27 protein-coding genes and 3 tRNA genes are annotated in these 24,554 nt (G+C 72.6%); 17 read left to right on the top strand and 13 right to left on the bottom strand.

Annotated elements, in window-relative coordinates:
- Positions 1–132: 132 nt before the first annotated feature.
- Genes BM536_RS31910 through BM536_RS40430 form a run of 3 tightly spaced genes read left to right on the top strand, consistent with a single transcriptional unit; the run spans position 133 to position 4,440 of the window.
- Positions 133–1,764 carry a hypothetical protein gene (locus BM536_RS31910; RefSeq protein WP_094103798.1) on the top strand — a complete coding sequence of 544 codons (1,632 nt, stop codon included), beginning with the start codon at positions 133–135 and terminating at the stop codon, positions 1,762–1,764.
- A gap of 34 nt (positions 1,765–1,798) precedes the next feature.
- Positions 1,799–3,871, top strand: coding sequence for an AAA family ATPase (locus BM536_RS31915; RefSeq protein ID WP_245873890.1), 2,073 nt, complete (start codon positions 1,799–1,801; stop codon positions 3,869–3,871).
- On the top strand, positions 3,865–4,440 hold the full coding sequence (locus BM536_RS40430) for an FHA domain-containing protein (protein WP_079274990.1): 576 nt from the start codon (positions 3,865–3,867) through the stop codon (positions 4,438–4,440). The genes BM536_RS31915 and BM536_RS40430 overlap by 7 nt, the downstream gene beginning before the upstream one ends.
- Before the next feature lie 33 nt (positions 4,441–4,473).
- Here the strand turns inward: BM536_RS40430 and BM536_RS31925 are convergent, their stop codons facing one another.
- The 9 genes from BM536_RS31925 to BM536_RS31965 all read right to left on the bottom strand — a co-directional run bounded on the left by BM536_RS31925 (position 4,474) and on the right by BM536_RS31965 (position 12,430).
- Positions 4,474–5,136 (bottom strand): RES family NAD+ phosphorylase, encoded by a 663-nt coding sequence (locus tag BM536_RS31925; RefSeq protein WP_211362987.1) that lies wholly within the window; start codon positions 5,134–5,136, stop codon positions 4,474–4,476.
- The gene (locus BM536_RS31930) at positions 5,133–5,711 is read right to left on the bottom strand and encodes a hypothetical protein (RefSeq protein WP_094103799.1); all 579 of its coding nucleotides are present in this window, start codon (positions 5,709–5,711) and stop codon (positions 5,133–5,135) included. Before BM536_RS31930 ends, BM536_RS31925 begins: the two co-directional genes overlap by 4 nt.
- Positions 5,712–5,846: 135 nt before the next feature.
- A complete protein-coding gene (locus BM536_RS45035; RefSeq protein WP_425444711.1) occupies positions 5,847–7,835 on the bottom strand; it encodes a CHAT domain-containing protein in 1,989 nt (662 codons plus the stop codon).
- 1,933 nt (positions 7,836–9,768) lie between these two features.
- Positions 9,769–10,824 carry a UDP-N-acetylmuramate dehydrogenase gene (locus tag BM536_RS31940; protein WP_073493045.1) on the bottom strand — a complete coding sequence of 352 codons (1,056 nt, stop codon included), beginning with the start codon at positions 10,822–10,824 and terminating at the stop codon, positions 9,769–9,771.
- 161 nt (positions 10,825–10,985) lie between these two features.
- Positions 10,986–11,414 (bottom strand): MaoC family dehydratase, encoded by a 429-nt coding sequence (locus BM536_RS31945; protein WP_073493043.1) that lies wholly within the window; start codon positions 11,412–11,414, stop codon positions 10,986–10,988.
- A gap of 1 nt (position 11,415) precedes the next feature.
- Positions 11,416–11,868: a MaoC family dehydratase N-terminal domain-containing protein gene (locus BM536_RS31950; RefSeq protein ID WP_073493041.1), complete on the bottom strand. Its 453-nt coding sequence runs from the start codon at positions 11,866–11,868 to the stop codon at positions 11,416–11,418.
- A 118-nt stretch (positions 11,869–11,986) separates the two neighbouring features.
- Positions 11,987–12,151, bottom strand: coding sequence for a 50S ribosomal protein L33 (gene rpmG / locus BM536_RS31955; protein ID WP_018834916.1), 165 nt, complete (start codon positions 12,149–12,151; stop codon positions 11,987–11,989).
- A gap of 87 nt (positions 12,152–12,238) precedes the next feature.
- A tRNA-Met gene (locus BM536_RS31960) sits at positions 12,239–12,311 on the bottom strand.
- A 46-nt stretch (positions 12,312–12,357) separates the two neighbouring features.
- A tRNA-Thr gene (locus tag BM536_RS31965) sits at positions 12,358–12,430 on the bottom strand.
- Positions 12,431–12,679: 249 nt separating this feature from the next.
- Here BM536_RS31965 and BM536_RS31970 point away from each other — a divergent pair.
- Together BM536_RS31970 and BM536_RS31975 are read left to right on the top strand one after the other, a co-directional pair.
- Positions 12,680–13,951 (top strand): amidohydrolase family protein, encoded by a 1,272-nt coding sequence (locus BM536_RS31970; protein ID WP_094103800.1) that lies wholly within the window; start codon positions 12,680–12,682, stop codon positions 13,949–13,951.
- A 287-nt stretch (positions 13,952–14,238) separates the two neighbouring features.
- Positions 14,239–14,895, top strand: coding sequence for an SDR family oxidoreductase (locus BM536_RS31975; RefSeq protein ID WP_073493062.1), 657 nt, complete (start codon positions 14,239–14,241; stop codon positions 14,893–14,895).
- Positions 14,896–14,992: 97 nt separating this feature from the next.
- On the opposite strand, the gene BM536_RS43395 is transcribed toward BM536_RS31975, so the two are convergent.
- Positions 14,993–15,205 (bottom strand): hypothetical protein, encoded by a 213-nt coding sequence (locus BM536_RS43395; RefSeq protein WP_073493038.1) that lies wholly within the window; start codon positions 15,203–15,205, stop codon positions 14,993–14,995.
- Between the two features lie 98 nt (positions 15,206–15,303).
- Between BM536_RS43395 and BM536_RS31985 the strand changes: the two genes are divergently transcribed.
- Complete coding sequence (locus tag BM536_RS31985) at positions 15,304–15,693, top strand: hypothetical protein (RefSeq protein WP_425444704.1); 390 nt, start codon at positions 15,304–15,306, stop codon at positions 15,691–15,693.
- A gap of 109 nt (positions 15,694–15,802) precedes the next feature.
- Here BM536_RS31985 and BM536_RS31990 read toward each other — a convergent pair.
- Positions 15,803–15,884, bottom strand: a tRNA-Tyr gene (locus BM536_RS31990).
- 225 nt (positions 15,885–16,109) lie between these two features.
- Here BM536_RS31990 and BM536_RS31995 point away from each other — a divergent pair.
- Positions 16,110–16,598, top strand: a complete 489-nt coding sequence (locus BM536_RS31995; RefSeq protein WP_062640209.1) for a YajQ family cyclic di-GMP-binding protein — start codon at positions 16,110–16,112, stop codon at positions 16,596–16,598.
- Positions 16,599–16,617: 19 nt separating this feature from the next.
- Here BM536_RS31995 and BM536_RS32000 read toward each other — a convergent pair whose 3' ends face one another.
- Positions 16,618–17,976 carry a tyrosine-type recombinase/integrase gene (locus BM536_RS32000; protein WP_073493035.1) on the bottom strand — a complete coding sequence of 453 codons (1,359 nt, stop codon included), beginning with the start codon at positions 17,974–17,976 and terminating at the stop codon, positions 16,618–16,620.
- A complete protein-coding gene (locus tag BM536_RS32005) occupies positions 17,969–18,493 on the bottom strand; it encodes a helix-turn-helix transcriptional regulator (RefSeq protein ID WP_158086559.1) in 525 nt (174 codons plus the stop codon). The genes BM536_RS32000 and BM536_RS32005 overlap by 8 nt, the downstream gene beginning before the upstream one ends.
- Positions 18,494–18,610: 117 nt before the next feature.
- On the opposite strand from BM536_RS32005, the gene BM536_RS44460 reads away from it, so the two are divergent.
- The 10 genes from BM536_RS44460 to BM536_RS32060 all read left to right on the top strand — a co-directional run bounded on the left by BM536_RS44460 (position 18,611) and on the right by BM536_RS32060 (position 24,551).
- Complete coding sequence (locus BM536_RS44460) at positions 18,611–19,507, top strand: hypothetical protein (protein ID WP_342748854.1); 897 nt, start codon at positions 18,611–18,613, stop codon at positions 19,505–19,507.
- A gap of 88 nt (positions 19,508–19,595) precedes the next feature.
- Positions 19,596–19,943: a DUF2742 domain-containing protein gene (locus tag BM536_RS40935; protein ID WP_158086560.1), complete on the top strand. Its 348-nt coding sequence runs from the start codon at positions 19,596–19,598 to the stop codon at positions 19,941–19,943.
- The gene (locus BM536_RS32025) at positions 19,940–21,217 is read left to right on the top strand and encodes an AAA family ATPase (protein WP_158086561.1); all 1,278 of its coding nucleotides are present in this window, start codon (positions 19,940–19,942) and stop codon (positions 21,215–21,217) included. Before BM536_RS40935 ends, BM536_RS32025 begins: the two co-directional genes overlap by 4 nt.
- Positions 21,218–21,427: 210 nt before the next feature.
- Positions 21,428–21,673 (top strand): hypothetical protein, encoded by a 246-nt coding sequence (locus tag BM536_RS32030; protein WP_073493023.1) that lies wholly within the window; start codon positions 21,428–21,430, stop codon positions 21,671–21,673.
- Between the two features lie 12 nt (positions 21,674–21,685).
- On the top strand, positions 21,686–21,925 hold the full coding sequence (locus BM536_RS32035) for a hypothetical protein (protein WP_073493020.1): 240 nt from the start codon (positions 21,686–21,688) through the stop codon (positions 21,923–21,925).
- A gap of 83 nt (positions 21,926–22,008) precedes the next feature.
- Positions 22,009–22,560, top strand: a complete 552-nt coding sequence (locus tag BM536_RS32040) for a hypothetical protein (RefSeq protein WP_073493017.1) — start codon at positions 22,009–22,011, stop codon at positions 22,558–22,560.
- Positions 22,547–22,978: a helix-turn-helix domain-containing protein gene (locus tag BM536_RS32045; RefSeq protein WP_073493014.1), complete on the top strand. Its 432-nt coding sequence runs from the start codon at positions 22,547–22,549 to the stop codon at positions 22,976–22,978. The genes BM536_RS32040 and BM536_RS32045 overlap by 14 nt, the downstream gene beginning before the upstream one ends.
- Positions 22,947–23,246 carry a hypothetical protein gene (locus BM536_RS32050; protein ID WP_073493012.1) on the top strand — a complete coding sequence of 100 codons (300 nt, stop codon included), beginning with the start codon at positions 22,947–22,949 and terminating at the stop codon, positions 23,244–23,246. The genes BM536_RS32045 and BM536_RS32050 overlap by 32 nt, the downstream gene beginning before the upstream one ends.
- The gene (locus tag BM536_RS32055) at positions 23,236–23,985 is read left to right on the top strand and encodes a hypothetical protein (protein ID WP_073493010.1); all 750 of its coding nucleotides are present in this window, start codon (positions 23,236–23,238) and stop codon (positions 23,983–23,985) included. Before BM536_RS32050 ends, BM536_RS32055 begins: the two co-directional genes overlap by 11 nt.
- Positions 23,982–24,551: a hypothetical protein gene (locus BM536_RS32060; protein ID WP_073493008.1), complete on the top strand. Its 570-nt coding sequence runs from the start codon at positions 23,982–23,984 to the stop codon at positions 24,549–24,551. The genes BM536_RS32055 and BM536_RS32060 overlap by 4 nt, the downstream gene beginning before the upstream one ends.
- Positions 24,552–24,554: the final 3 nt, after the last annotated feature.

Genomic DNA, 24,554 nt, shown 5'->3' on the forward strand with positions numbered 1-24,554 from the left:
CCTCCCGACCCCGGGTCCCCTTCCGATCCCCGTACGGGCTCCCCCGTCCGGCTCCCCCGCCGATACCCCCTCCGGCTCCCCAGCCGGTTCCCCTTCTGGTTCCCCATCCGGTTCCCCTTCTGGAGGAGTGACGTGAGCAGCGCGTTCACCGGCACCGATCTGCTGACCGTGATGCCGGACGTCTCGGCGTACGGCTACCCGCCCGACCCGGCGGGCCTGACCCTGGACACCGGCGTTCCCGACGTGGCCGGCACCGGTGTCGCGGACATGGCGTCCGTCTCCGACCAAACCGCCGACGCCGCCACGCACGTCGCCGACGCCGCCACGCACGTCGCCGACGCCGCCACGCACGTCGGCGACGCCGTCGGGCACCTGGCGGACCAGGCCCAGGACATGATCGTGCCCGCCCTCATCGGGCTGGCCGACCTCAGTGGGGCGCTGCTCGTCACACGGCTGGCGCTGCGCGGCACGGTGGCACTGGCGGCGTTCAACAACAAGGTCGCCGCCGAGCAGGAGGCCCTCTCCCGGCGCCAGATGTCACTGGAGACGGGCAGCGAGTGCTGGCGGCGCGCGGCGGAGGCCGCGGCCGGGCTCAACGCCCGGATCACCGTGCTGGGCCTGGACCCCTCGGGGCCCGGCGACCCGCCGCCGCCCGCCCCGGTGCAGCCCGTCGGCGTCCCCCTCGACCTGCTGTGGAAGCGGCTCGCCGAGACCGAGCGCGCGCTGCGCCGGACGGAGGCCCAGCGCGCGGCCCGGGCGACCGCCCGGCTGCCGTTCGACCACGCGCAGGACCCGGAGCACGCCGCCTGGTACGACCGGCTGCGCGAGCGGCGCCGCCAGGCTCTGATCCGGTACGCCGAGGGCGGCCCCGGGCCCGAGGCTGCGGCCCCGGACCACTCCGGGTCCACCGTGCTCGCCGAGGGCACCACGCTCGCCGAGGCCACCGCGCTCACCGAGGACGACGTCCTGCGCGAGGGCGCCGAGCTGTTGGCCGGGCTGCCGCTGGCGTTCACCTCCGCCGGCCGGGAACTGATCGACGACTGTCTGCGGGAGGCCAGGCGGGCGGTGGGCCGACGGCCCACCGCGGTGCGGCGCTACCTCGACGAGGCCGCGCTGATCGCCCACAAGGAGTCGGAGCGGGCGCTGCTCGCCGACCGGGCCCGCCAGGACGCGGCCCTTCGCCTCGGCGCGCTCCAGGCCCCCGCGCCCGAGGGCGTGGACACGCTGCCGGACGCCTCCGAGGCCGTCGAGGTGCTCCAGCGGGCCCTGCGGGCCGGTGTCGCTCCCTCCGGTGCGGCCGAACGCACCGTCCGACAGGCCCTGGTGAGCCGCTCGGCCGCCCTCCAGCGGGCGTACCTGGTGGCGGCGCTGCGTCGGGCGACCGAGCAGTGGGGCGAGGGTTCGGTGCAGGGCCGGATGGACGCGGACCACTGGGACTTCGCCCCGGCGGCCTGGGGCGGCCGGTACTGGCTGCGGGTCCGGCTCACCTCCACCGGCCAGGCCCGCGTCTTCACCATGCGCCGGCCGCTGCCCCCCGAGGAGGAGGCCGACCCGGCCACGGCGGCCCTGGACGCGGAGCGGTGCGCCGAGAGTTCCGGATACGTCGACGCGTTGGGCCGGCTCACCGAGGCGGAGGGCGTCCGCGCGGAGTTCGCCTGGTCCAGCGGCCAGGTCCGCACGGGCGAACCGGCACCGGGTCTGTCCGGCCGTACGTCCTCGCGGCGACGACCGGCGCCGCCCCTGCACCGCCACCACGACCGCTGACCGGCGCCCGCGCCACCGCCTTCCCGGAGGACCCTTGACCAGCTTCCCCGTCCAGTCGCCGCCGCACCTGACCAAGGCGACCGTCACCCGGACCGTCCACCCGCCGTTCGCGGCCGAGCTGCTCACCACGCTCAGCGTCCACTCCCAGTACGTCCTGCACGGCAACGTCCGCGACGACCACCTGGTCGCCGACGTGCGCGACGACGGCACCCGCCGCAACCGCGCGCTGAGCCTGGAGGACCTGCTGTGGGAAGGGCTGCGGCGGGCCGGCTACAAGTGCCTGCTGCGCTACGACCAGGTGGCCGGGTTCACCGTCGCCCGCAGCGAGGACGGCCTCGACATGAACACCCTCCTCCAGCGCAACACCCGCCGGGTGCCCGGCCGTCCGGACGAGGACGACGGCAGCCAGGCGGCACGGGTCTTCGAGTCCTTCGCCCGCGGCTGGGTCGGCGAGCGGCCCGGCCCCCCGAAGGACAATCCGCGCTACGACGACTACCAGAAGCCGGTGCACGCCGCCCTGCTCGTCGACTTCGCCTCCCGGATCCCCACCCAGGCCAACCAGCTCAGCGACGAGGAACGGACGTTCTTCCTGCGTTGTCTGAAGATCGCCGAGGAGGCCCGGCCCTTCCCCCGCCCCAAGACCGGCCGAGCCCTGTTCAACCCGGTGATCTGGCTCGCCGACGGCGAACGCGACCTGCCGGCCTGGCTGGTGACGAGCAGCGTACGGGTGCGCAGCATCGGGGTCCCGATGCCGGACCTCGGCCAGCGTCGCCGTATGGCGGAACTGCTCTCCGGGCAGGCGGGCGTGCCCGAGACCGCCACCAGGCTGGACGTGGGGCCGCTGCTGAAGGGGGCCGAGCGGGAGGAGCCGACGGACGAGGACGTCATGCGGTTCGCGCGGGCCGCGGGCGGGCTCACGCTGCGCGCCATGCGGGAGAGCATGCGGCTGGCCCGTGCCCGCCGGCTGTCGTTCGCCGAGATGGACCAGGCGGTGCGCCTCTACGAGCTGGGCGTCAGCCGCAATCCGTGGACCGGCGGCGCGGTCGCCGACAGCATCCGGGACGGCGAGACGCTCATCGGCGAGCGGGTGCGCGGCCAGCAGAAGGCCGTCACCCAGACCCTGGACGTGCTCAAGCGGGCCGCGCTCGGCCTGTCCGGCGCCCAGGCCGCGTCGACGTCCGTGCACCGGCCGCGCGGTGTGCTGTTCTTCGCCGGACCGACCGGCACCGGCAAGACCGAGCTGGCGCGGGCGGTCGCCACCACCCTGTTCGGCTCGGAGGACGCCTGTCTGCGCTTCGACATGAGCGAGTTCTCCGCCCCGCACTCCGCCGACCGTCTGGTGGGCGCCCCGCCCGGATACGTCGGCTACGAGGCGGGCGGCGAGCTGACCCGCGCGGTGCGCGAGGACCCGTTCCGGGTGGTCCTGTTCGACGAGATCGACAAGGCGGACAAGGGCGTCCTCGACAAGTTCCTCCAGGTCCTGGAGGACGGCCGGCTCACCGACGGCCAGGGGGTGACGACGTACTTCAGCGAATGCGTTCTCATCTTCACGTCCAACCTGGGCGTGCACGGCCCGTCGGGCGCGGACGGGCGGCCCGTGTCGTCCCCGGCCGGGCGCGACCGGCTGCCCGAGACCCCGGACGAGCGGGCCGCGTTCGAGCAGGAGATCCTCGGCAACGTCCGCCACCACTTCGAGCACACCCTGAAGCGGCCCGAGCTGCTCAACCGGCTCGGCGGGAACATCGTCGTCTTCCAGTACATCGACGGGCCCACCTCCCACCTCATCTTCAAGGGGCAGCTGCGCAACATCGTCGAGCACATGCGGCGCCAGGGCGGCCTGTGCCTGGAGGTCCTCCCCGAGGCCGAGAAGGTCCTCGCCGACGCGTGCACCCGTGACCTGCACAACGGCGGCCGGGGCATCGGCATGAAGCTGGAGACCCACCTCATCAACCCGCTCGCCCGCGGCCTGTTCGACCTCGGCGTGCACCTGACCCCCGGCACGGTCGTCACCGTCTCGCGGGTCACCGTCCAGCGGGACGGCAGCGTGCGCCTCGACATCGAGGCCGTACCGGGCGAACGGGCGCAGGACCGGCGACCGCCGTGGTGAGGGACGCATGGGAGCGCCCCGCGCGCCACGTCGACAAGTCGCTCGCGGAGGACGTGGACCTCGACGACGAGACCGGCGACGACGACCTCGACGGGACGGTGCCGGAGCCGCCTCCCTGGCCGCCCGGCCCGCCGGAGCCCGTCGCACCGCCGTCCCGGGCCCACTCCTGCTGGTCCTGCGCCGCAGACGTCCCCTCGGGTGCGGCCGCCTGTCCGGAGTGCCAGGAGTCGGCCCGTCATCTGCGGCTGATCAGCACCCGGCCGCCGGTGGACCTGCGGCACGGCAGCTGCGGCCCCCTGAATTTGGGCCGGCATCCCTCCTGGGCGGCGCCCGACGTGGCCGCCGCCCTCGACGGAGAGCCGGGCGTCTCGCGTCGCCACGCGAGCGTCGAGATGACCCCGGACGGCGGTCTGTGGCTGACGGAACACCCGGCCGGCCCCCTGAACGGCACCTTCGTCAACGGCGAGCGGGTGCCGCCGGGCGGCCGGGTCCCCGTGACGGACGGGGACACCGTCCGGCTCGGCAGGCACTGCGCGTTCAGGGTGCTGGTGGTGGAGCCGCCCGTGTAGGCGGCCCCGGACCGGCCGGCGCAGGGGGATGGTTCAGTCCGCGGGCTCCGGCGGCACGATCGCCGCGCGCAGGGGGGCCAGCAGCCGGTTCGCCGCATCCACCCCGGCGAGCGTGGCGAGGTCGTAGGAGACCAGCGGCTCGCTGTGGAGGGGCACGCGGTCGCAGCGGTCCCCGAACAGCACGAGCGCCTCGCGCGGCCGGTGCCGCCGGGACTGCCAGAGCAGACCGTGCGCCTCCTTGGCCTGACGGCGCAGCTCCTGGGCCCAGTACCGGGTGCGCGGGTAGTCGTCGGGCTCGGAGTCGAGCAGCCAGCTCGTCTGGCAGACGGCCGCCAGGTCCTCCTCGGTGCGCAGTGACACGAAGGTCAGCTCGGTGTCCGTGACGACCTGGGCGAGCGTGTACCGGCTGGCCTGCGCCCACGGCACCAGCCGGACGCCGACGACCGGGTCGAAGTCCATGGACCTCAGGAACACCTCGGCCAGCGCGGTGGTGGGTTCACGGGTGGCGTACAGGTACGGGTAGGGGTCCTCGGCCGTGCAGTCGAAGCGGCTGCCGCCGAACTGCGTGTGCGCCGCGACCGACTTGAAGCCGGTCGCCGGGTAGTGGGTGCGGTGGCAGCGCCAGAGCGCGGTGCCGGCGGGGAGCATCGTGACCCGGGGGACCATGGTGATCTCCGGGGGGATCTGCCGTGTCATCGGCCGCCCTCCTCGACGAGAGCGAGCGCGGCGTCCGCCAGCCGGTCGTCCGGCACCCGGCCGAGCAGCGAGGCCGGCGGCCCGCCCAGCCAGGAGTTCCGGCCCAGCCACCAGTCGGCGGCGCCCCAGGGGTCGCGGTCGGCGAGCAGGATGCGGTTGATCCGTACGACGATGTCCCGGGGCTGCCCGGTGTCCGGGTCGAACTGGAACTCGGGGCTGCGCGGCCCGTCCTCGGGATCGGCCAGCACGATGACGTCCGCGGGCCCCTCACCCGCGGCCGGGCTCCCGGCCGGCGCGGCGGTCCGGGACGGCGCGGTGAGCAACCGCCGCCGCGCGGCGGCGATGACGGCGGCGGGGTCGGTGGCAGCGGGTTCGACGGGGTCGGCGGCGTCTCCTTCGGGAAGGTCCGGCTCCCCCGCCGCCGGTGCCGCGTACAGCTCCTCCAGCGCCGCGAGGACCGCCTCCGGCGTCGGTACGGTCGTCGCCGTGGCGATCGAGCGGTGGTCGGCGTGGAGCAGTTCGGCCAGTACGCCCGCCTCGTCCGGGACGGGCCACAGGGCGCGGACGATCGCCATCACGCCATGCCGGCCCGCTCGGGGTCGTCCCCGACCTCCCGGAGCCGTTCCGTCATGGCCAGGAAGTGCCGGTACTGGTCCTCGTCCAGCCACTGCCGGAGTTCCGCCCGGTGTCTGACGAGAAGGGCCAGCAGCTCATGCGTGTCCAACGGTGTTCCCTTCGGGTCGGACCGGTGCGGGGTTGCCCTGATGGATGAAGGGGGCCCAGGCGTCCGCGGACAGGGCCGGCTTGCCCTTGATCCGGACGGCCAGCGGCCCGGGAAGGCCGGGAAGCGCGGGCCGGTCGGCGTCAAGCGCCCACAGCTGGGTACGCCGCAACGCCTGCGCGGGATCAGCGCCCTGGGCGAGGAAGTGGTGCAGGGCGTACATGAGGACGGCCGAACTGGCGTCGGCGACGGACCACTTGGAGCCGATGACATCGGCGGCCCCGCGCGCGACGAACGCGGTGGTGAGCGTGAGCGTCTCGTCGTGGTCGCGGGTGCTGAGGTCGGTCTCGCAGGCGCTGAGCACCACCAGCGGCCCGGCCCCGCCGCCGTCCACGGCGGGCGCCCCGAGCAGCCGCCGTACGGTGAGCAGGCCGCCTCGTCGGCGGCGCCGCGCGGCCGGTGCAGCAGCAGCCTCGACACGGTGGGCAGGTCGCCGGCGATCCCGTGGACGCTGAACTGCACCAGTCCGGCGGGTCGTTCGGCGGTGCCGCCGGGCAGCAGCGGCAGCAGTTCGTCGGGGGTGCCGTCGACGTCGAAGACGTTCCGGCTGAGGAAGCCGTAGCAGCGGGCGTCCGGATAGAAGGCGGCGCGCAGCGCCTCGACCTCGTGCTCGGCGTAGGCCAGCGTGGCGCGCGGGTCGGCGACCAGGACCGGAGCCTCGGCCAGGGGCAGCCGGGTCCGGGCGGCGGACCGTACGAACTCCGCCCCGGACGCGGCGTAGCTGAGGACGGCGTGGTCGACGGCGTACACGGGCCGCTCCCCCGCACGCGCGCCGAGCCGGGCCGCGTGCCAGGGCACGATGCCGAGGTTCCCGGCGGGCAGCAGCACCAGCCGTACGGGATCGTCGGGGCGGGCCGGGCGGCCGGGCCGGACCACGTCCAGGACCGGCCCCATCACGGCGGGTCCCGCCCAGTCGCACAGCTCGTCCAGGGCCGCCTCCCAGGCCGCCACCGCCTCCGCGCGGCCGGGCGCCGAGGGCGGTACGTCGGGTGCGGTGACGGCGGAACGGGCGCGCGCCGCGTCCACGTACCGTTCCAGGGGTGCGCGTTCCGCCGCGGCGAGGCCGGTCAGCTCCAGCGACAGCGGGGCCAGTCCGGGCCGTACCACCAGCGCCCGGCCGGGCCCCTCGCCCTGCCCGACGAGCAGATGCACCACGGCGTCGACCCCGGCGGCCTCCGCCGCGTCGGACACCTCCTGCCAGCCCGGCCCGGCCGAGATCCCGGCGGTGCGCAGTGCCCTCAGGGCCCGGCGTCGCAGGGTGCTGGGGATGAGGGTGTCGGCGTCCTCGCGGACGGTGGCCGCATCGGCGTCCGCGCCCGCCCGGGCGGCTTCGCGCCACCGGCCGGCGAGGTCCGTCTCGCCGCAGGCCTCCAACTGCTCCGGCACGCTCGCCGAGGCCGCGACCGCGCGCAGCACGAGGGCGCGGCCCGCCTCCAGGACGCGCAGCGCGGTGGCGGCGTCGCCCGACTCCGCCGCCCAGACGGCGGCGGTGACCCCGCGGTCGGCCGCCGCCCGGGCGGCCTCCAGACCGTGCTCGGCGCCGATCTGGAGCAGCACGTCCTCGGCGACCTTCTCCAGCAGCCGCTCGGTCGCCTCCAGCGCCCGCTCGGTGTCGCCGGGGCCGCCGCGGCGCCGGTACTGGTCGGCCAGCTTGCGGTACACGTCCTGCGCGGTGCCGCACCCGGTCAGGTCGCCGATCTCGGCGCGGGCCGCCTCCAGTTCGGCGAGCGCCGCCTCGAGGACCGCCGGATCGCCCCGCCGGTCGTACTCGATGTCGAGGACGAGGGCCATGCCGATCCGTGAGCGGATGTCCTGGTCGGCGGCGACGCGGGGACCGCCGAGCGCGGCACGCAGCTCGGCGACGTCCTCCAGGAGACTGCCGGCGGAGGGGTCGACGTACTGTTCCAGCGCCTTGCACATGGCCCCGACGGGCGCCACGAGCCCGCGCAGCGCGATCGGCATGCCGGGGTGTTCCGTCGACTCGCGCAGATACATCAACGCCCGCCGCAGCGGCGGGGCCACCGATTCGCCGGCCCGGCCGATGGCCATGGTCCGGCGCAGTTGCAGGAAGCCGAGGACGAAGAGGACGACGCTCGCCGAGCCGCTGTCCTCGGACAGTTCCTGACGCATCGCCAGCAGGCGTTCGCCGATGTCGTCGAACGCGTCGAGGTCGTCATCGGGCGTGTCGCAGACCCGCTGGTACTCCAGGAGGGCGCGGCCCGTCTCCATGAACTCCCGGCCGGCCGAGCCCGAGGCCATGCCGTCGGCGAGCGCCGCCAGGTCGATGTCCTCGGTGAGCAGGCGCTGCGCGGCCCTGGCGTCCTCGATGTTGCCGCCGTTGAGGGAGGCGCCGGCCAGCAGCGCCGCCTGGAGGACGGCCGCGACGCCCGGCGGGACGTCCTGGTCCCGTCCGGCCTGGAGCAGCGGCTCGGCCGCCTCCACCAGGTCCTCGGGGTCGCCCGTGCGCATCGCCATGCCGAAGCGGGCCAGCCCCGCGGTGGTCTGTTCCTGCCAGGAACCGCGCGGCAGCCCCTCGACCGCCCGCTCCAGCTCCTCGGGACGCAGGATGCCGGGCGCGAACAGCTCCATCAGCGGAAGCATGTCGTCGGCCGCGCGTTCCACCTGCTCCCGGATCTCCTCCTGCGCGCCGCCCAGCTCCACGGGCGTGGCGTCGGGCAGCCCCTTGAGGAGTTCCATCGCGGCACCCATGAACATCTGGAGCTGCGGCGGCATCGCGCCGGTCGCGGTGGCGAAGTCGCCCAGTTCCAGCAGGGAGTCCCGGTCGCGCGCGGTCTGCATCATCCGCAGCAGCGTCGTCCAGCGTTCCAGGTCCGGTTGGTCGGCCGGGTCGGCGGTCTCCGCCAGTTCCGTGAGCAGGGCACCGACCTCGGCGAGATTCTCGCGCAGCGCGCTGCCGTCCGGTGCCATGAAGGTGGCGCCGACCGTCAGTACGTCGATCATGTCCCGCCGGCCCCGGAACGAGAGGTCCGGCAGCTGCGGCACCAGCAGCCTGATCAGCAGCTTGGTGACGGCCGTCCGGGACCGCGTCTCCCGCTCGTCGACGGGTTCCTGCTCGCGGGCCTCCCGCAGCAGGACGAGGGCCTCGGCCCGGTCGGCCACCGGGTCGCCGACCCGCCGTGCGTCGCGTCGGCCAGGTGACGGACGGCCAGCAGCGAGCCGCGCGCCATCCGTAACGCGCGCCGCCCGGCCCCGTCCGTCTCCCGTTCGGCGTCGGCCAGTTCGCGCAGCATCCGCTCGGTCGCGGCCCCGTCCGGCGGCCCGCCCCCCTCGTGGGCGCCGGCCCACCCCTGGCTGATCGCGGTGGCCCGCCGGAACAGCTCCCGCGTCCGCGCCTCTCCCTCGTCCCCTGCGGCCGTCCCCTGAATCCCGCTCACCGTCACGCGCGCCTCCCCGGATCCCTTTCGCCCACATACTGGCGCCGACGCGGGGTCCGCGAGGCGGTTTCGGCCGCATTTCAGCCGCCTCGACCGGGAAACAACCGTGCTGCGGGCGGTCAGGAGAGACGGGAAGCGCCCACCATCGAGGCAGGGGGCGCCCGCGGCCGCCGGGGCTACGGATCGGGGGAGGCCCTTGGCCCGCGGTCGCCCCCTGCCCACGGCGCCACACGCGTGTGGAGCGCCGGCCGCGCGCGGGGCCCGGGCCAGAGCCTGTCGTTCGGATCAGGTCGCGGGAAATCGACGGCGCTGTTCAGTGCCGGTGAGCGGGGGCTGTGCGTGCGGCTGCAAGGCGGAGGAGGGCGTCGACGCGGAGCGTCGGCGACCGACGACAACGCGGCAGATGCGCGCGCCGGACCCCGCGTCTGCGGCGTGATCCAGACGACAGACCCTGGGCTAGAGCCCGACCCCCACCATCACCGGCTCGTTCACCAGCGTGACGCCGAACGCCTCCCGCACCCCGGCCACGACTTCCCGGGCCAGGGCCAGCAGGTCCTCCGTGGTGGCCGCACCGCGGTTGGTGAGGGCGAGGGTGTGTTTGGTGGAGATGCGCGCGGGCCCGCTGCCGTAGCCCTTGGTGAAGCCGGCCTTGTCGATCAGCCAGGCCGCGGAGGTCTTGGTGCGCCCCTCCCCCGCCGGGTAGGCGGGCGGTACGGCGTCCTCGCCGAGCCGCTCCTTCACGCGCGCGTGGAACACCGCGAAGTCGGCGTCGGTGAGGATCGGGTTGGTGAAGAAGGACCCGGCGGACCAGGTGTCGTGGTCCTCGGCGTCCAGGACCATCCCCTTGCCCGCGCGCAGTTCGAGGACGGTCTCGCGGGCCCGCGTCAGCGGCACCCGGTCGCCGGGCTCCACGCCCAGCGCGCGTGCCGTCTCGGCGTACTTGACCGGCGCGGACAGCCCGTCGGCGTCCTCCAGGGCGAAGCGGACGCGCAGCACGACATAGCGCTCGGGGTCGGCCTTGAAGCGGCTGTGCCGGTAGGAGAAGGCACAGTCCTCGTTGCTGAGGGTGACCGTCTGGCTGGCGCGACGGTCGTAGGCGATCACCTCGGTGATCGTGGCGGAGACCTCCTGGCCGTACGCGCCCACGTTCTGGATCGGGGTCGCGCCCGCCGAGCCGGGGATGCCGGCCAGACATTCGACACCGGCCAGTCCGGCCTCGACGGTGCGGGCGACGGCGTCGGTCCACACCTCACCGGCGGCCAGCTCCAGCGTCGTACCGACGAGGTCGAAGCCGCTGGTGGCGATGCGTAGGGCGGTGCCCGCGAAGCCCTTGTCACCGATGACGAGGTTGGAGCCGCCGCCGATGACGAGCAGCGGCGTGCCGTCGGCGTCGGCCTCGCGCACGGCGGCGACCACCTCGGCGTCGGTCGTCGCGGTCACCAACCGGGTGGCGGGACCGCCCAGCCGGAAGGTGGTCAGCGGGGCGAGCGGGGCGTCGTGGAGTTCCAGCACGCGCCCAGCCTACGAGACGGCACCGACAGCCCCGCCCGCGCACTCGCCATGACGCTCACCATGGGTAAGGGGCGCTCCCCAAGGGAGGACGCCCCTTACCTCACGTGGCTCGTCGAGAGCTTCTCAGAGCCGGGCGGGCCTGCCCGGAAACCCGGCCCGTCTCAGGCCAGTCGTACGACCGCCCGTGACATCCCCAGCACCTTCTGCCCGCCGCTGGTCGCCGTCAGGTCGACGCGGACCGTGTGGTCGTCGAGCTTGGCGCCGATCTTGCCGCTGACCTCGATGGTCGCGCCCTGCTCGTCGTTCGGGACGACGACGGGCCGGGTGAAGCGCACGCCGTACTCGACGACCGCGCCCGGGTCACCGACCCAGTCGGTGACGACCCTGACCGCCTCGGCCATGGTGAACATGCCGTGCGCGATGACGTCCGGCAGGCCCACCTCCTTGGCGAACTTCTCGTTCCAGTGGATGGGGTTGAAGTCCCCGGAGGCACCCGCGTACTGGACGAGGGTGGCACGGGTCACGCCGAACGAGCGGGCCGGCAGCTCGGTGCCGACCTCGACGTCGTCGTAGGAGATCTTCGCGGTCATGTCAGCCCTCCTCCGCCGCGCGGGCGACGAGCTTGGTCCAGGCGGTCACGACGTGCTCGCCCGCCTCGTCGTGGACCTCGCCCCGGACGTCCACGATGTCGTTGCCCGCCATGGACTTGATCGCCTCGATGGTGGAGGTCACGGTGAGCCGGTCACCGGCCCGCACGGGGCGCCGGTAGGCGAACTTCTGGTCGCCGTGCACCACCCGGCTGTAGTCCAGGCCGAGCTGCGGGTCGCGGACGACCTGCCCCGCGGCCTTGAAGGTGATGGAGAACACGAAGGTGGGCGGGGCGATCACATCGGAGTACCCGAGGGCCTTGGCGGCTTCCGGGTCGATGTAGGCCGGGTGGGTGTCCCCCACGGCCTCCGCGAACTCGCGGATCTTCTCCCTGCCGACCTCATAGGGATCGGTGGGCGGGTAGGTCCGCCCCACGAAGGACTGGTCGAGCGCCATCGGCTCGGCACCTCCTGGTTGCTCCGTCGCTCTACTGACCGGTACTGCTCGCTCAACGACGTGAGGCCGCCCCCGATCACTCGGGGACGGCCTCACGTACGAGCCTGTAACTATCCAACTATCGCGTTTCGCGATGCGCGGTGTGCGCATTGCAACGCGGGCAGTGCTTCTTCATCTCCATACGATCCGGGTTGTTACGCCGGTTCTTCTTGGTGATGTAGTTCCGCTCCTTGCACTCCACGCAGGCCAGCGTGATCTTCGGGCGGACGTCGGTGGCAGCCACGTGAGTGCTCCTTGACGAACGGATGGGACATATACACAAAGAAGAGTAGCCGATCGAAGGACCGACCCCACAATCGGCTACTGTCAGTAGCGGTGACCGGACTTGAACCGGTGACACAGCGATTATGAGCCGCTTGCTCTACCGACTGAGCTACACCGCTTTGATGGGATCAGGTCCCGTCTCGCGACGGGAACCTCACCCACCAGAGCCCCAATACGGAATCGAACCGTAGACCTTCTCCTTACCATGGAGACGCTCTACCGACTGAGCTATTGGGGCGAGCGATGAAGACATTACACGGTCCGCAGCCGTTCACCCAAATCCGTTTGTCCGGCCCCGTCCGACCCCTTTCCGCCCAGGTGGCACACGGATCCTGAGCCCCTCGGACCCACCGGACCACACCGGTACGACTATTGCCCTCCTCCCCGTCGGCGCCGGACGGCCGTCCTAGGCTCGACTCACTCTCCGTGATCTTGCCCGAGCCCACGGGCACCGAGCCCCCACTCATCGCCGAGCCCCAGGAGCGCGATGCCCGACAGCCAGCCGCAGCCGCCCCCGTCCTCCGGTGCGCCGGGAGGCTCCCCGGACGGACGGCCGGACCCCGGCACCCTCCTGCTCAGCGGCGCCCGCCTCACGGACGGCCGGACCGTGGACGTACGGCTGGGCCGCGGACGCATCGAGGCGGTCGGCACCGCCGGCAGCCTCACGGCCGGCCCCACCCCCACCCCCGGCACCCGCATGGACCTCGGCGGCTACCTCCTCCTCCCCGCCCCCGCCGAACCCCACGCCCACGCCGACACCGCCCTCTCCGCGGACACCGACGGCCCCGTCTCGTACGCCCCCGAGGACGTCCAGCGCCGCGCCACGGAGGCCGCGCTGCTGCACCTCGGGCACGGGTCCACCGCGTCCCGCGCGCACGTCCGCGTCGGCGACGTCCAGGGGCTCGGCGCGCTGGCGGCCGTCCTCCAGGCCCGGCGCGCGCTGCGCGGCCTGGCGGAGCTGACGACCGTGGCGATGCCCCGGCTGCTGACCGGGGCGGCGGGCGCCGACGGGCTCGCGATGCTGCGGGACGCGCTGAAGATGGGCGCCTCGGTGGTGGGCGGCTGCCCGGACCTGGACCCCGACCCGACCGGCTATGTGGAGGCCGTCCTGGAGGTCGCCTCCGAGCACGGCTGCCCCGTCGACCTGCACACCGACGCCGCCGACCCGGCCCGGCTCGCCCGGCTGGCCGCGATGGCGGGCGGCCTGCGCCCCGGCGTCGCCCTCGGCCCCTGCGCGGCGCTCGGCCGCCTCTCCGCCGAGTCCGCGGGCCGCACCGCCGACCAACTCGCCGCGGCCGGCATCACGGTGGTGTGCCTCCCCCAGGGCGGCTGCGGCGCCACGGACCGCCGCGGCACGCCTCCCGTACGGCTGCTGCGGGCGGCCGGCGTCCGGGTCGCGGCCGGCAGCGGCGCCCTGCGGGACGTCTCCAACCCGGTCGGCCGGGGCGACCCGCTGGAGGCGGCGTACCTGCTCGCCTCCCGCCACGGCCTGCGCCCCGAGGACGCCTACGACGCCGTCAGCAGGTCCGCACGGGCGGCCCTGGGCCTCCCGGAGGTCCGGGTGGAGGCCGGGTTCCCCGCCGACCTGCTGGCCGTCCGGGCCGACCACCTGGCGGGCGCGCTCTCCCTGGCGTACAGCCGGATCGTGATCCACCGCGGCCGGGTGGTAGCACGCACGAGCGCGGTACGCGAGTACTGCGACTCGGCGGCCGCAGCGGAGCTGGGACTGCCCCGGCAGGGGCGGGGGACGCCGTCGTAAGGCGCCCGGCCCCCCTCCGACCTGCCGGTCGCCCGCGGCGACCACCTGGCGGGCGCGCTCTCCCTGGCGTACAGCCGGATCGTGATCCGCCACGGCCGGGGGGCGGCCCGCACGAGCGCAGTGCGCGAGTAGTGCGACTCGGCGGCCGCAGCGGAGTTGGGGCAGCGGAGCTAGGGCTGCCCCGGCAGGGGCGGGGGACGCCGTCTTAGGGCGTGAGGACGCCGTTCGCGCGCCGGGACGGCCCGGCCGGACGGCGCGAGGCCCCGGCCGGGCGTACGGTCGAGGGCATGCGCATTGTCATCGCCGGAGGTCATGGTCAGATCGCACTGCGGCTGGAGCGTCTGCTCGCCGCACGCGGAGTCGAGGTCGCGGGCATCATCCGCAAGGCCGAACAGAGCGACGACCTGCGGGCCGTCGGCGCCGAACCGGTCGTCCTGGACCTGGAGTCGGCGTCGGCGGAGCAGGTCGCGGACGTCCTGCGGGGCGCGGACGCGGCGGTGTTCGCGGCGGGCGCGGGCCCGGGCAGCGGAACGACCCGCAAGGAGACCGTCGACAAGGGCGCGGCGGTCCTGTTCGCGGACGCGGCGGTACGCGCGGGCGTACGCCGCTTCCTCGTCGTCTCCTCCTACGGCGCCGATCCCGGCCACCAGGGCGACGAGGTCTTCGACGTCTACCAGCGCGCCAAGGGCGAGGCCGACGCGTACGTCCAGGGCCTGGACGGCCTCGACTGGACGATTCTGCGCCCTGGTTCGCTCACGGACGACGCGGGCAAGGGACTCGTCCGGCTGGAGGCGCGGACGGGCCCCGGATCGATCCCGCGCGACGACGTGGCCGCGGTCCTCGCGGAACTGCTGGACACCCCGGCGACGGCCGGCCTGACCCTGGAACTGGTCTCCGGGTCGACGCCGGTCCCGGTGGCGGTGAAGTCGGTCGCGGGCAACTGAGCGCGCTGCCGGGAGATTTGCCGGACGGGCGCGTTGTCGGGGCGATTTGCCGGGACGCGTTGCCGGGGCGCGTTGTCGGGCGCGTTGCCGACAGCGTTCAGAACAGGGGCAGCTGCCCCGGAATGTCGGACACCACGTAGCCGTCCAACGAGGGCTGGGCAGCGTCCGATTGCGCCGTGCTGCGGGAGCCGGGGCAAGATGTCAGGCGACCGTTCTCGCGCGCTCCGGGCGGGTCGTGCCGGGCGAACCGTCCGGCGACCACGGCGATCTCCCGACAGCACTCGGGGCAGGTTCTTCGACGGCTGGACATGGGTTCAGTCTGCCCCAGTGAGCCACACGGGTACCGCGCGACAACGCACGCCCCGCTCGCCGCGCACAACTGCCTTCCCGTCCCTAGCATCCCTAGATGTGGCACATACCTTCGAGGAACTCGTGGCGAAACAGCGCGCGGCCGACGAGGCTCACGCGAGGGTCCTGCACCTGCGGGACACCTACGGCGCGCCCACGGCGGCCCCCTGGACCCAGGTCCAGACCGACACCTACGAAACCGCCTGGCGCGCCTGGCGCGACCTCGCCCGCGACACCCAGGCCGCGCTCACCGAATACGCCAAGGACGAGGGCAAACCCCGCAACGCCATCGAAGCGGACTTGAGGAGAGCCGCGAAAACACCGGAGGAGACACCGGGGACGAGGTCGGGCACGGGGTCGAGCCCGACGGCAGGGCCGGGCACGGGGTCGGGTCCGGCAGCCGGGCCGGCATCCGGGTCGGCTTCCGCGGGGCCGCCGTCCGGCGACTGATGCGCCCGGCCCGGACCATGCCCACCCCGACGGACCAGAAGAACCCCCGAAACGAAGCAGACCCCCTCCGCTCTGCGTTTCCGCAGTTCGGAGGGGGTCTCACTCAGCGTGGCGGCGCCAGGATTCGAACCTGGGAAGGCTGAGCCGGCAGATTTACAGTCTGCTCCCTTTGGCCGCTCGGGCACACCGCCGGGTTTGCCGCCGTTCGAACCGCTTTTCGGCGGTGCTCTCCGGCAACGACGTAAACGATACCTGATGGGGAGGGGTGCTTCGCCACCTGGATTCCTCACCGTCCGGGCGGGGCCGGGTGGCTAGGCTTGTCCGGATGCGGCCCGCGTCTTGCGCCGGGTTCGGCGGCAGTCCCACGGACGCCGACACGCATCCGATACACACCCCGATACAAGGAGCCACAGGACATGGCCGACTCCAGTTTCGACATCGTCTCGAAGGTCGAGCGGCAGGAGGTCGACAACGCCCTCAACCAGGCCGCCAAGGAGATCTCGCAGCGCTACGACTTCAAAGGCGTCGGCGCCTCGATCTCATGGTCCGGAGACAAGATCCTCATGGAGGCGAACTCGGAGGACCGGGTGAACGCCGTCCTCGACGTCTTCCAGTCGAAGCTGATCAAGCGCGGGATCTCCCTGAAGGCGCTCGACGCGGGCGAGCCGCAGCTCTCCGGCAAGGAGTACAAGCTCTTCGCGGAGATCAAGGAGGGTATCTCCCAGGACAACGCGAAGAAGGTCGCGAAGCTCATCCGCGACGAGGGCCCCAAGGGCGTCAAGGCCCAGGTCCAGGGCGAGGAACTGCGCGTCAGTTCCAAGAGCCGTGACGACCTCCAGACCGTCATCTCACTGTTGAAGGGTCAGGACTTCGACTTCGCGTTGCAGTTCGTGAACTACCGGTGACCTGAGCGGCTGACCTGCACTATCCGGAAATGAAAGTAGCGGGAGGGCACAACGCGGGCACATCGCCGAGGACCGCCTCGACGGCCGCCCGCGTTGTGTCCTCATCGTCGGGCCACAGATGCGTGTAGATGTCGAGCGTGATCGACGGCTTCGAGTGGCCCAACCGGCGCTGCACGGTCTTCACGCTCTCGCGGTTCTTGATCAGCGCTGAGGCGTAGAAGTGCCTCAGGTCGTGCATGCTCGCCCCGTCCGGCACCCGCACGGGCGCGGGCTCCTCTCCCTTCGGCCGGCCCCGCTGCACCCAGGCCGCGTACGCCTCCGCGTAGGCCTTGCTGAGCGCCTCGTTCGCCCGCTCCTCCATGCGCGTCCACACGTGCGACCAGTTGGCCCGCTTCAACACCACGGCGCGGTCGTTGGTGAACAGCATGCGCGCCTTCCGGCGGCGCGGCTTCCGCGGGTCCGTCCGGTCCTCGATGTCGACCACGGCCGCCGGGTACTGCTGGAGGTGAGCCGCCAGGGCGTCGACCGCGAGGCCGACCAGCGGCACGGTGCGGTAGCTCTCGTGCGTCTTCGGCTCACCGATGTACGGCTCGGGCGTCTCGTCCTGCTCGGCGTCGACGTCCTTGTCCGGGGTGATGAGCTGCTGCCGCACCGTCACCTCGCGGCGCAGGAAGTCGACACAGTCCACCTCCAGGCCGAAGACCTCGCCCTGCCGAAGCCCGGAGGCGACCGCGAGCAGGATCATCGCCCGGTACCGGGGCGGGGCCGCCTCGATCAGCGCGCGCACCGCGTCCCTGTGAAGGGGCACGATTTCCGGGCGTCGCACCTCGGGGAGCTTGATGCCGGTGCACGGGTTCACCGCGATCGTCCGGTCCCGCACCGCCGTGTGCATCACGGTGACCAGGTAGGCGAACGTCACCCGGAGCGTGGACGGGGCGAGGATCTGCGAGCGGTCCTTGACCCAGGCCTGCACCTCCGAGGGGCGGATCGTCACGATCGGCCGGTCCCCAAACGTCGGGTAGATGTGGATCCGCAGGGCCCGTTCGACCCGCGAGGGCGTCCCGCCCTTGTGCACGGCGGACGTACGCCAGCGCTCGGCGACCGCGCGGAAGCTCTCCTTGCCGGCCGCTGGGTCGACGTAGAGGCCGCGCGCGAGGTCCGCCTCGATCGTGGCCGCGCGGGTGTCAGCTTGGCTCCGCTTGGCGAAGTTCTCCTTCTGCTGTTCCCCCGCGGCGTCTCGCCAACGAACCTGCCAGCGCTTCCCCTTGCCGTGGTCGCTGCTGGGCACGAGCGTGCGGGTCTTGCTGGAGTGCTCGGTGCAGGGCTCGGCGCCCTCGTCCGGGCGGGAGCGGTGCCATCGGTCATAGACGCTAGCCATCGTCACGCTCCTCGGCGACCGGCTCGGCGTTCTCCCGCTCCTGTGCCCGCTTCTGGAGCACAGCCCCCTGCTCCGCGAGACTCAGCAGCGTCTCTCCCTGGGCGATCTGCCGTGTGAGGACGTCGTTCCAGTCCCGGATGTGCTGGTAGTGGTCCCGCAGCGTCGCGATGCCTTCAACCAGGTCTGTCGAAGACTTGCCGGTGATGTCCGCAGGGTGGAAGGCGAGCTTGCGATATTCCTCGCGGGACACCTGCACGCCGCTGCGAAGCTCCACTCCGTCGGCCGGCAGCTCAAAGTTGAGCAGCAGCGAAGGGACCGTGGTCTCCAAAGCCAGGGCGAGCGCCACCATGTCGCGCGCAGTGAAGGCTCTCTTGCCCTGTTCAGCAGCGTTCACAGCCTGCCGACTCCACGGCTTTTCCAGGTATCGGCCGAGCGCTTCCCCTAGCTGAGCCTGCGACATCTCTCGATCGTTGCGCAGCCAAGCCAGCTTCTTGCCGATGGCCTCTTCGAGCTTCACGCTCGCTCCCTTCGTGGTGACATCGAAAAGCATGGCAGACGTTGAGAGCGTTGACAACACCAGCCATCGACTGTCATCCTTTTCAACGTCAGACATCGAAACCGATGGCGGAGAGACATGACCAGCAAGCTGCCCCGACGCACTGCGTCCGCACGTCCCCCGCTCGCCAAGCCTGAGGAGATCGCCGAGTTCTGCGGCGTCCCGCTCGGCACCGTCTACCAGTGGTCCAGCCGCGGAGGCGGTCCGAAGCTGATCAAGGTCGGCCGGCACCTCCGCGCCCGCTGGACGACATCGAGCAGTGGCTCGACTCCCAGACGATCGCCGCATAGAAGCGGCCCCCAGCAGGACGGCAATCCAGCTGAGGGCCAGAAGCGCCAGCCATCCATGAACAGCACAACGGCGGCGCGGGCCGTGAACCCGTTGCGCCGCCGTCGAAAGGAGCTTCCCTTGAAGACTGCCACGAACATCCCGCGGAGCGCCACTGCGCCCACCGGCCGCCCGCACCCGCTCCTCACCGCGGCCGCCGTCGCCGAGACCGCCCGCGAGCACACCGACCGGCCGCTCACTGCTGCCGAGCGCGGCAACGACTGGATGTTCCGCTGGGGCTGCACCCCCGACTGCATCAACGACCACGAGGGCCCCGGCGCCGAGTGGCACACCGCCGGCCGGGTCGCAACCGCCCTGCGGGACCTCGACTCCAGCAGCAGCCCCGACGAGAACGCGCGGGTGCCGTGGCTGGCCGCACAGGTCGTCATCTCCAGCGACAAGCCGCAGGCATACGGCCGTCAGACCCGCGTGTGGCTGGACTACGGCACCACCACGGGCGAGCTGAGCCCCGCCGAGGCCCGCCAGGCGCTGGAGGCGATGCGCGGCTTTGTCGCCGATCTGGAGTCCGTCGTCGTTCGCGCCGAGGAGAGCGCGGCCGACGACTTCGACGGGGACCCCGAGATCGCCCGGCTCGACTCCGAGGCGACCAACCGCCGGATCCGCGCGATCACCGAGGCCCGCGCGTGACCTCCCATCAGCCGCAGGAAGCCCCCCGCCCGTTCACCGGGCGGGGCGCCCCCTGCACGCTGTCCCCGACCACGCCACCGCAGGCGAGGTGACCCACCTGCGGGCCTGCGCGCAAGCGACCGTCCTGCTCCCCAACGGCGAGACGTGGCCGACCTACGGCACCCTCCCGTGGCTACGTCTCGATCCCCAGGACCCGCGCGTCTACGTCGCCACCCTCGAAGCAGCGGAACAGCACCGCATGGACGAGGAACGCCGCCACGCCGACGCTCGCGCGCAGGCCCTCGCCACCAGGCAGGCCGCCGCCGATCAGCGCGCCGCACGGCACCACACCATGCGCACCCGCGAGCCGCACGCCCTCACCGCCACTCCCGATTGGCCGCCGATCCAGATCCCTGGCAGCCCCGGCGAGTACCTCACGTACCAGGGGAACGAGTGAACCTGCACGACGCACCCCCGCCGCCGCCGCACGTACGCGACCCGTTCGCGAACGGCGCGGCGGCGGGGGACCGCGGCCCCGTCCTTGGCCCCTTCGCGGATGATGGCCAGTGGCCGCCGCAGGAGCCGCCGGAGAACGAGACGCCGCCGGATCCCGAGCCGCGCGCCCTCATCCTGCGGCCTGCCTCCGAGATCAGGATCCGGCCCGTGCGATGGCTGTGGGACACCACTCCGGAGGGTGCCCCGCCCACCTCGCACGGCCGTATCCCGCTCTACTCACTGGCCATTGCGGCCGGTGGGCCCGGCCTCGGCAAATCTCAGTTCGCCGTCTGGCTGACCGCCCGTATCACCCGCGGTGAACTCCCCGGCGAGCTGTACGGCAAGCCGCGCGGCGTGATCTACGCGGCCACCGAGGACTCGTGGACGTACACGATTGCGCCTCGGCTCATCGCGGCCGGCGCGAACCTGGAGCTGGTGTTCCGCGTCGAAGTGAAGGACGACGAACGCCCAAGGGCTCGACTCACGCTCCCCTCGGACACGTCCCTGATCGGGCAGGCCGCCGAGATGTACAGCGTCGCCCTGCTGGTGGCAGACCCGCTGCTGTCCTTGATCGATCGCGGCATCAACGACTACCGGGCCGCGGAGGTCCGCGAGGCCCTGGAGCCCCTCGTGGCCTCCGCCGAACGTCACCACTTCACGATCCTGGGGCTGGCCCACTTCACCAAGTCTGGTGGCGCCGACCCCCTCGCCCGCCTCGCCGGATCCGGCGCCTTCGGCCAACTCATCCGCTCGTTCGTCGCGTTCGCCCGAGAGGACGTGGAGGGAGGCGAGGAGCGGTTCGTCATGTCCCTGGAGAAGAACAACCTCGGACGCCTCGGACTGCCCTCCTACTCGTACGCGATCCAGCCGGTGACCGTGGAGACCGAGGACGGTCCGTCGTACGTCTCGAGGTTCGTCCTCGGGCCCGAGACGTCCACCTCGGTCCGCGACGTGATGCGCGACGAGATCGCGCCGTCCGGCGACAAGGCTGAGAACGACGAGGTCCGCATGTGGCTGCGCAACTACCTGGTGGACCTCGGCGGTGCCGCCGAGAGCGGCGACCTGATGAAGGACGCGGAGAAGCACCGGTACAGCCGTCCGTCGATCTACCGGGCCAAGACCAAGCTCGGTCTGATCACGCGTCAGAGCGGCTTCGGCAAGAGCAAGAAATCGGTCTGGTACCTGCCTGAAGCGGCGCCCGCCGAAGAGCCCGACACCTCTCCCGTCACACCCTGAGACGAATGAGACGACTGAGAAAAATGGCTCCGACCTGCACCTTCTCTGTACGGACTAGCTGAGACGAATGAGACGGATGGTGAGACGCATGCACGGTATTCGTCTCACCCTCGCCCATGCGTCTCACCAATCGTCTCAGCGTAAAACCGCAGGTCAGCACCAATCTTCTCAATCATCTCAATCTTTCCCCTTTACGTAAGGACAGGCCCCATGATCAACGTCATCCCCGCCACCCCCGGCTGGTACGTCCACGAGACCGACGGAGAAGACAACAGCGTCTCCCTCGACCCGGTCATCGCCTGGAAGGTCGTCGCTGGCAACGACGGCGAAGACATCCTGCTGCCCTTCGTCGACGCCGGCTCCTGCTGCCCGCCCTTCGCACACACCGAGGAGTCGTTCAGGGAGTACAGCCGGCACATCGTCTACCGCCCCAACCACGACCCCGCCAACGGCTGACCCGGAGGACCCATGGAACCCGTACGCACCACCTACGCCGCCGGAGCCCCCGAAGTCCTCGCCGCCATGGTCAGCAACTACCGCTGCGGCAGCTGCAACGGCCAAGTCGAGATGCTCACCACCGACGACCGCACCGGCCTCATGGAGGCCAGCATCCGCCACGACGACAACTGCCCCGTCCTCAACGGTCACGTGAGCGTCCTCGGCGACTACGCCCGCGCCGCGACCATCCCCGACACCTTCCGCCGCTGACTGCCGGGCGCATCCGGTTACACCCCATCCCGCGATTCACGCGCGCGCTCGCGGACACACTGAACCCCCAGGTAGGAACCCCTATGCGACTGCAACCCGTGCACATCGAGTGGAACCAGAAGGTCGTCACCGAAGCCCGCAAGCGTGGCTTCACCGCCCTCGAACAGACCCACCCCAGCCACCGCACCGCCGACCCCTCGATCATCCTGATCCGCGGCCCCCGCATCCTGCATGTCTGGCTGCGCTCCGGGCGACGCAAGCCCGTCCCCCAGGCCGACGCCTACACGGAGGCCGGCCTCGAAGCGCACGTCTGGTATCCGGCGGACTGGCCGTTCGTCCTGTCCACGCTGCTGCTGCCTGCCCCTGAGCCGGTTGCCCCGGACGCCGACGAGGTCAGCAACCTGGCGTGGGCGGTCGTCGCCGCGACCGCCGAGGAGCGCGTCCAGGACGTGCACGCGCTGTTCAGTGAGCTGGCCTGGCCCACACAACTCGCCGTGCTGTACGGCGTGGCCACCGCCCTGGTGCGGAGCGTGGCAGACGCCGGCACGGGCGAGATGACGGCCGAACACCGGGCGATGGTGGCCGACATGGCGCGCCGTCAGCTCATCCAGCGAGCCGGCCGTGACGACGGCTGAGGAACTCCTCGCCGAGGACGGCAGCGTGCGCGTGCTGCCGTCCCTCGTGGACTGCGTCGGCGAGTCCTTCAACCTGTACGGCTCCGCCCTCGCCCGGACCAACGAGACCGGCCTGAGCCCCGACGCCCGCACACAGCTCGCCGCCTTCCGCCTCGCCGCCCGCCGTACCGTTTCGCCCACGAAACCCGCAGGTGACAGCCCTGCCAAGGTGGTCATGTTGGGCATGGGAGAGGTCGCCGCGCTCCTGGGGTGCACACCCCAGTGGGCGCGGCGCCTCGCATCCCGAGGGGACCTCCCAGGCGCCCAACGCGTCGGGGGCACGCGGACCTGGGTGATCTCTTCCACGGATCTCGACGCATACCGCGACGAGACCGAGGAGGGCACCCATGGGGAGCCAGGACACACACCGCCGGCCTGATCTGTACGGTGCGGTCGGCAACGCGCTGACCGAGCAGCGGCAGAAGGCAGACGAGGCCGCGCGACCGGAGCGCGAGCGCATCGAGCAGCAGGCCGCCGCGGACGCCAAGCTGATGGGCACGCCCGCGTGGGTCGCCCTCGGCGGCCTCCGTAAGGCCCGCGCCACCCAGTACGCCACCCGCCCCGTAACCGGCGACGACGCGACCGCACAGACCGTCGTGCAGCTCGCCCAGGGGCAGGCGCAGGGAGGTGGCGACGATGCCGCGTGACCTCGCCACCGCCCAGGCCGAGCTGGACACCGCCCGCGCCACCCTCGCCACCCTGCAAGAGCAAGTCCGCGACGGATCCCCCGACGTGACGCCGCAACAGCTCGCCGACCAGCGCGAGCTGATCGCGTTCGCCGAGCTGCGCGTAGAGGCCGCACAGCGCACCGAGACCCGCATCCGCGATGAGGAGCGGGCCGCGCTCGGCGCCGCCGCCAAGCGGGCCGCCGTGCAGCTCATCGAGGGCGACGGCATGGACGCGGTGGCCGCCGCAGAACGGGCCGCCGTCGACGCCCTCGCCCACCTCGCCTCCGTGGCGTACGCCCGCAACGCGCGGATCGCCGAGGTCGGCACAATGGTCGTCCGGCTGGACGGGGACCTTGAAGTCGCGGGAGCTGGCAAGGCTCCGGGCAACACCCGCCGGTACGGCATCTGGGGCGACCGCGGCCACGTCGTCGTGCAGGGCGTGGGCAGCGTGTCTCTGCTGGACGTCGGCGCCCTCACGACCACCGCGGTAGTCGCCGGGCTCGGTGTCGATCCGGTGGGCCGCGACGCCCAGACGCGCCACATGACCACCTTTCACGGGCTCCGGGACCAGGTGGTGCACGGGCTGCTGGAGGCCTATCCGCAGCTCGCCGAAGTGCTGCATGTGACCCCGGAGGAGTTCGCCGCTGCGGACGAGCGGGGCCGGTATCTGCTGACGTTGCAGGGCCGCCGCCCGGTCGCGCAGGAGGTGCCGGCATGAGCGACACCCTGACCGAGCTGGAGGAGCGCGTCCGGTCCGGCGACGAGACCGTCACCCCCGAGCAGATCGAGCAGGCCCGCACGATGGGCCGGTTTGCCGAGCTGCGTCAGGAGGCCGCCGACCGCCGGGCCGCCGAGGAGGCCGCCGCCAAGCAGGCCCGCGAGCGTGCCGACCGGATCGCCGAGGCCCGCCGCCTCCTCGACGGCCACGGCCTGGACGACGTCGCCCCGCTGTACGTCGCCGCGAGAGACGCGCTCAGTGCCCTCGTGGCCGCCTGCGACGGTCGCACCGAGGCCGTGGGCGAGGCCGCCCGCCTGCTGGCCACGACGGACGGCGTGACGGCCGTGTGGGACGGCTCGACGCGCAACGCGGTCGTGGAGTTCGAGCCCGGCGACCGGCACACCGCCCTCCCGCCCGGCCCGGTCGTGCAGGTGCTAGTGGGCAGGCTCGCCGAGGCACGGCCGGACGGCATGGCCATCGACTACACGCACTCGGTCGCCCGGAAGCTCACCCCCTTCCCTCGCGTGTCGCCCCTGGACGAGGCTCTCGCCCGGCGGGAGGGCTGACCC

Origin of the sequence: Streptomyces phaeoluteigriseus (assembly GCF_001896135.2) — a bacterium.
In the GTDB taxonomy this organism is placed as follows: domain Bacteria; phylum Actinomycetota; class Actinomycetes; order Streptomycetales; family Streptomycetaceae; genus Streptomyces; species Streptomyces phaeoluteigriseus.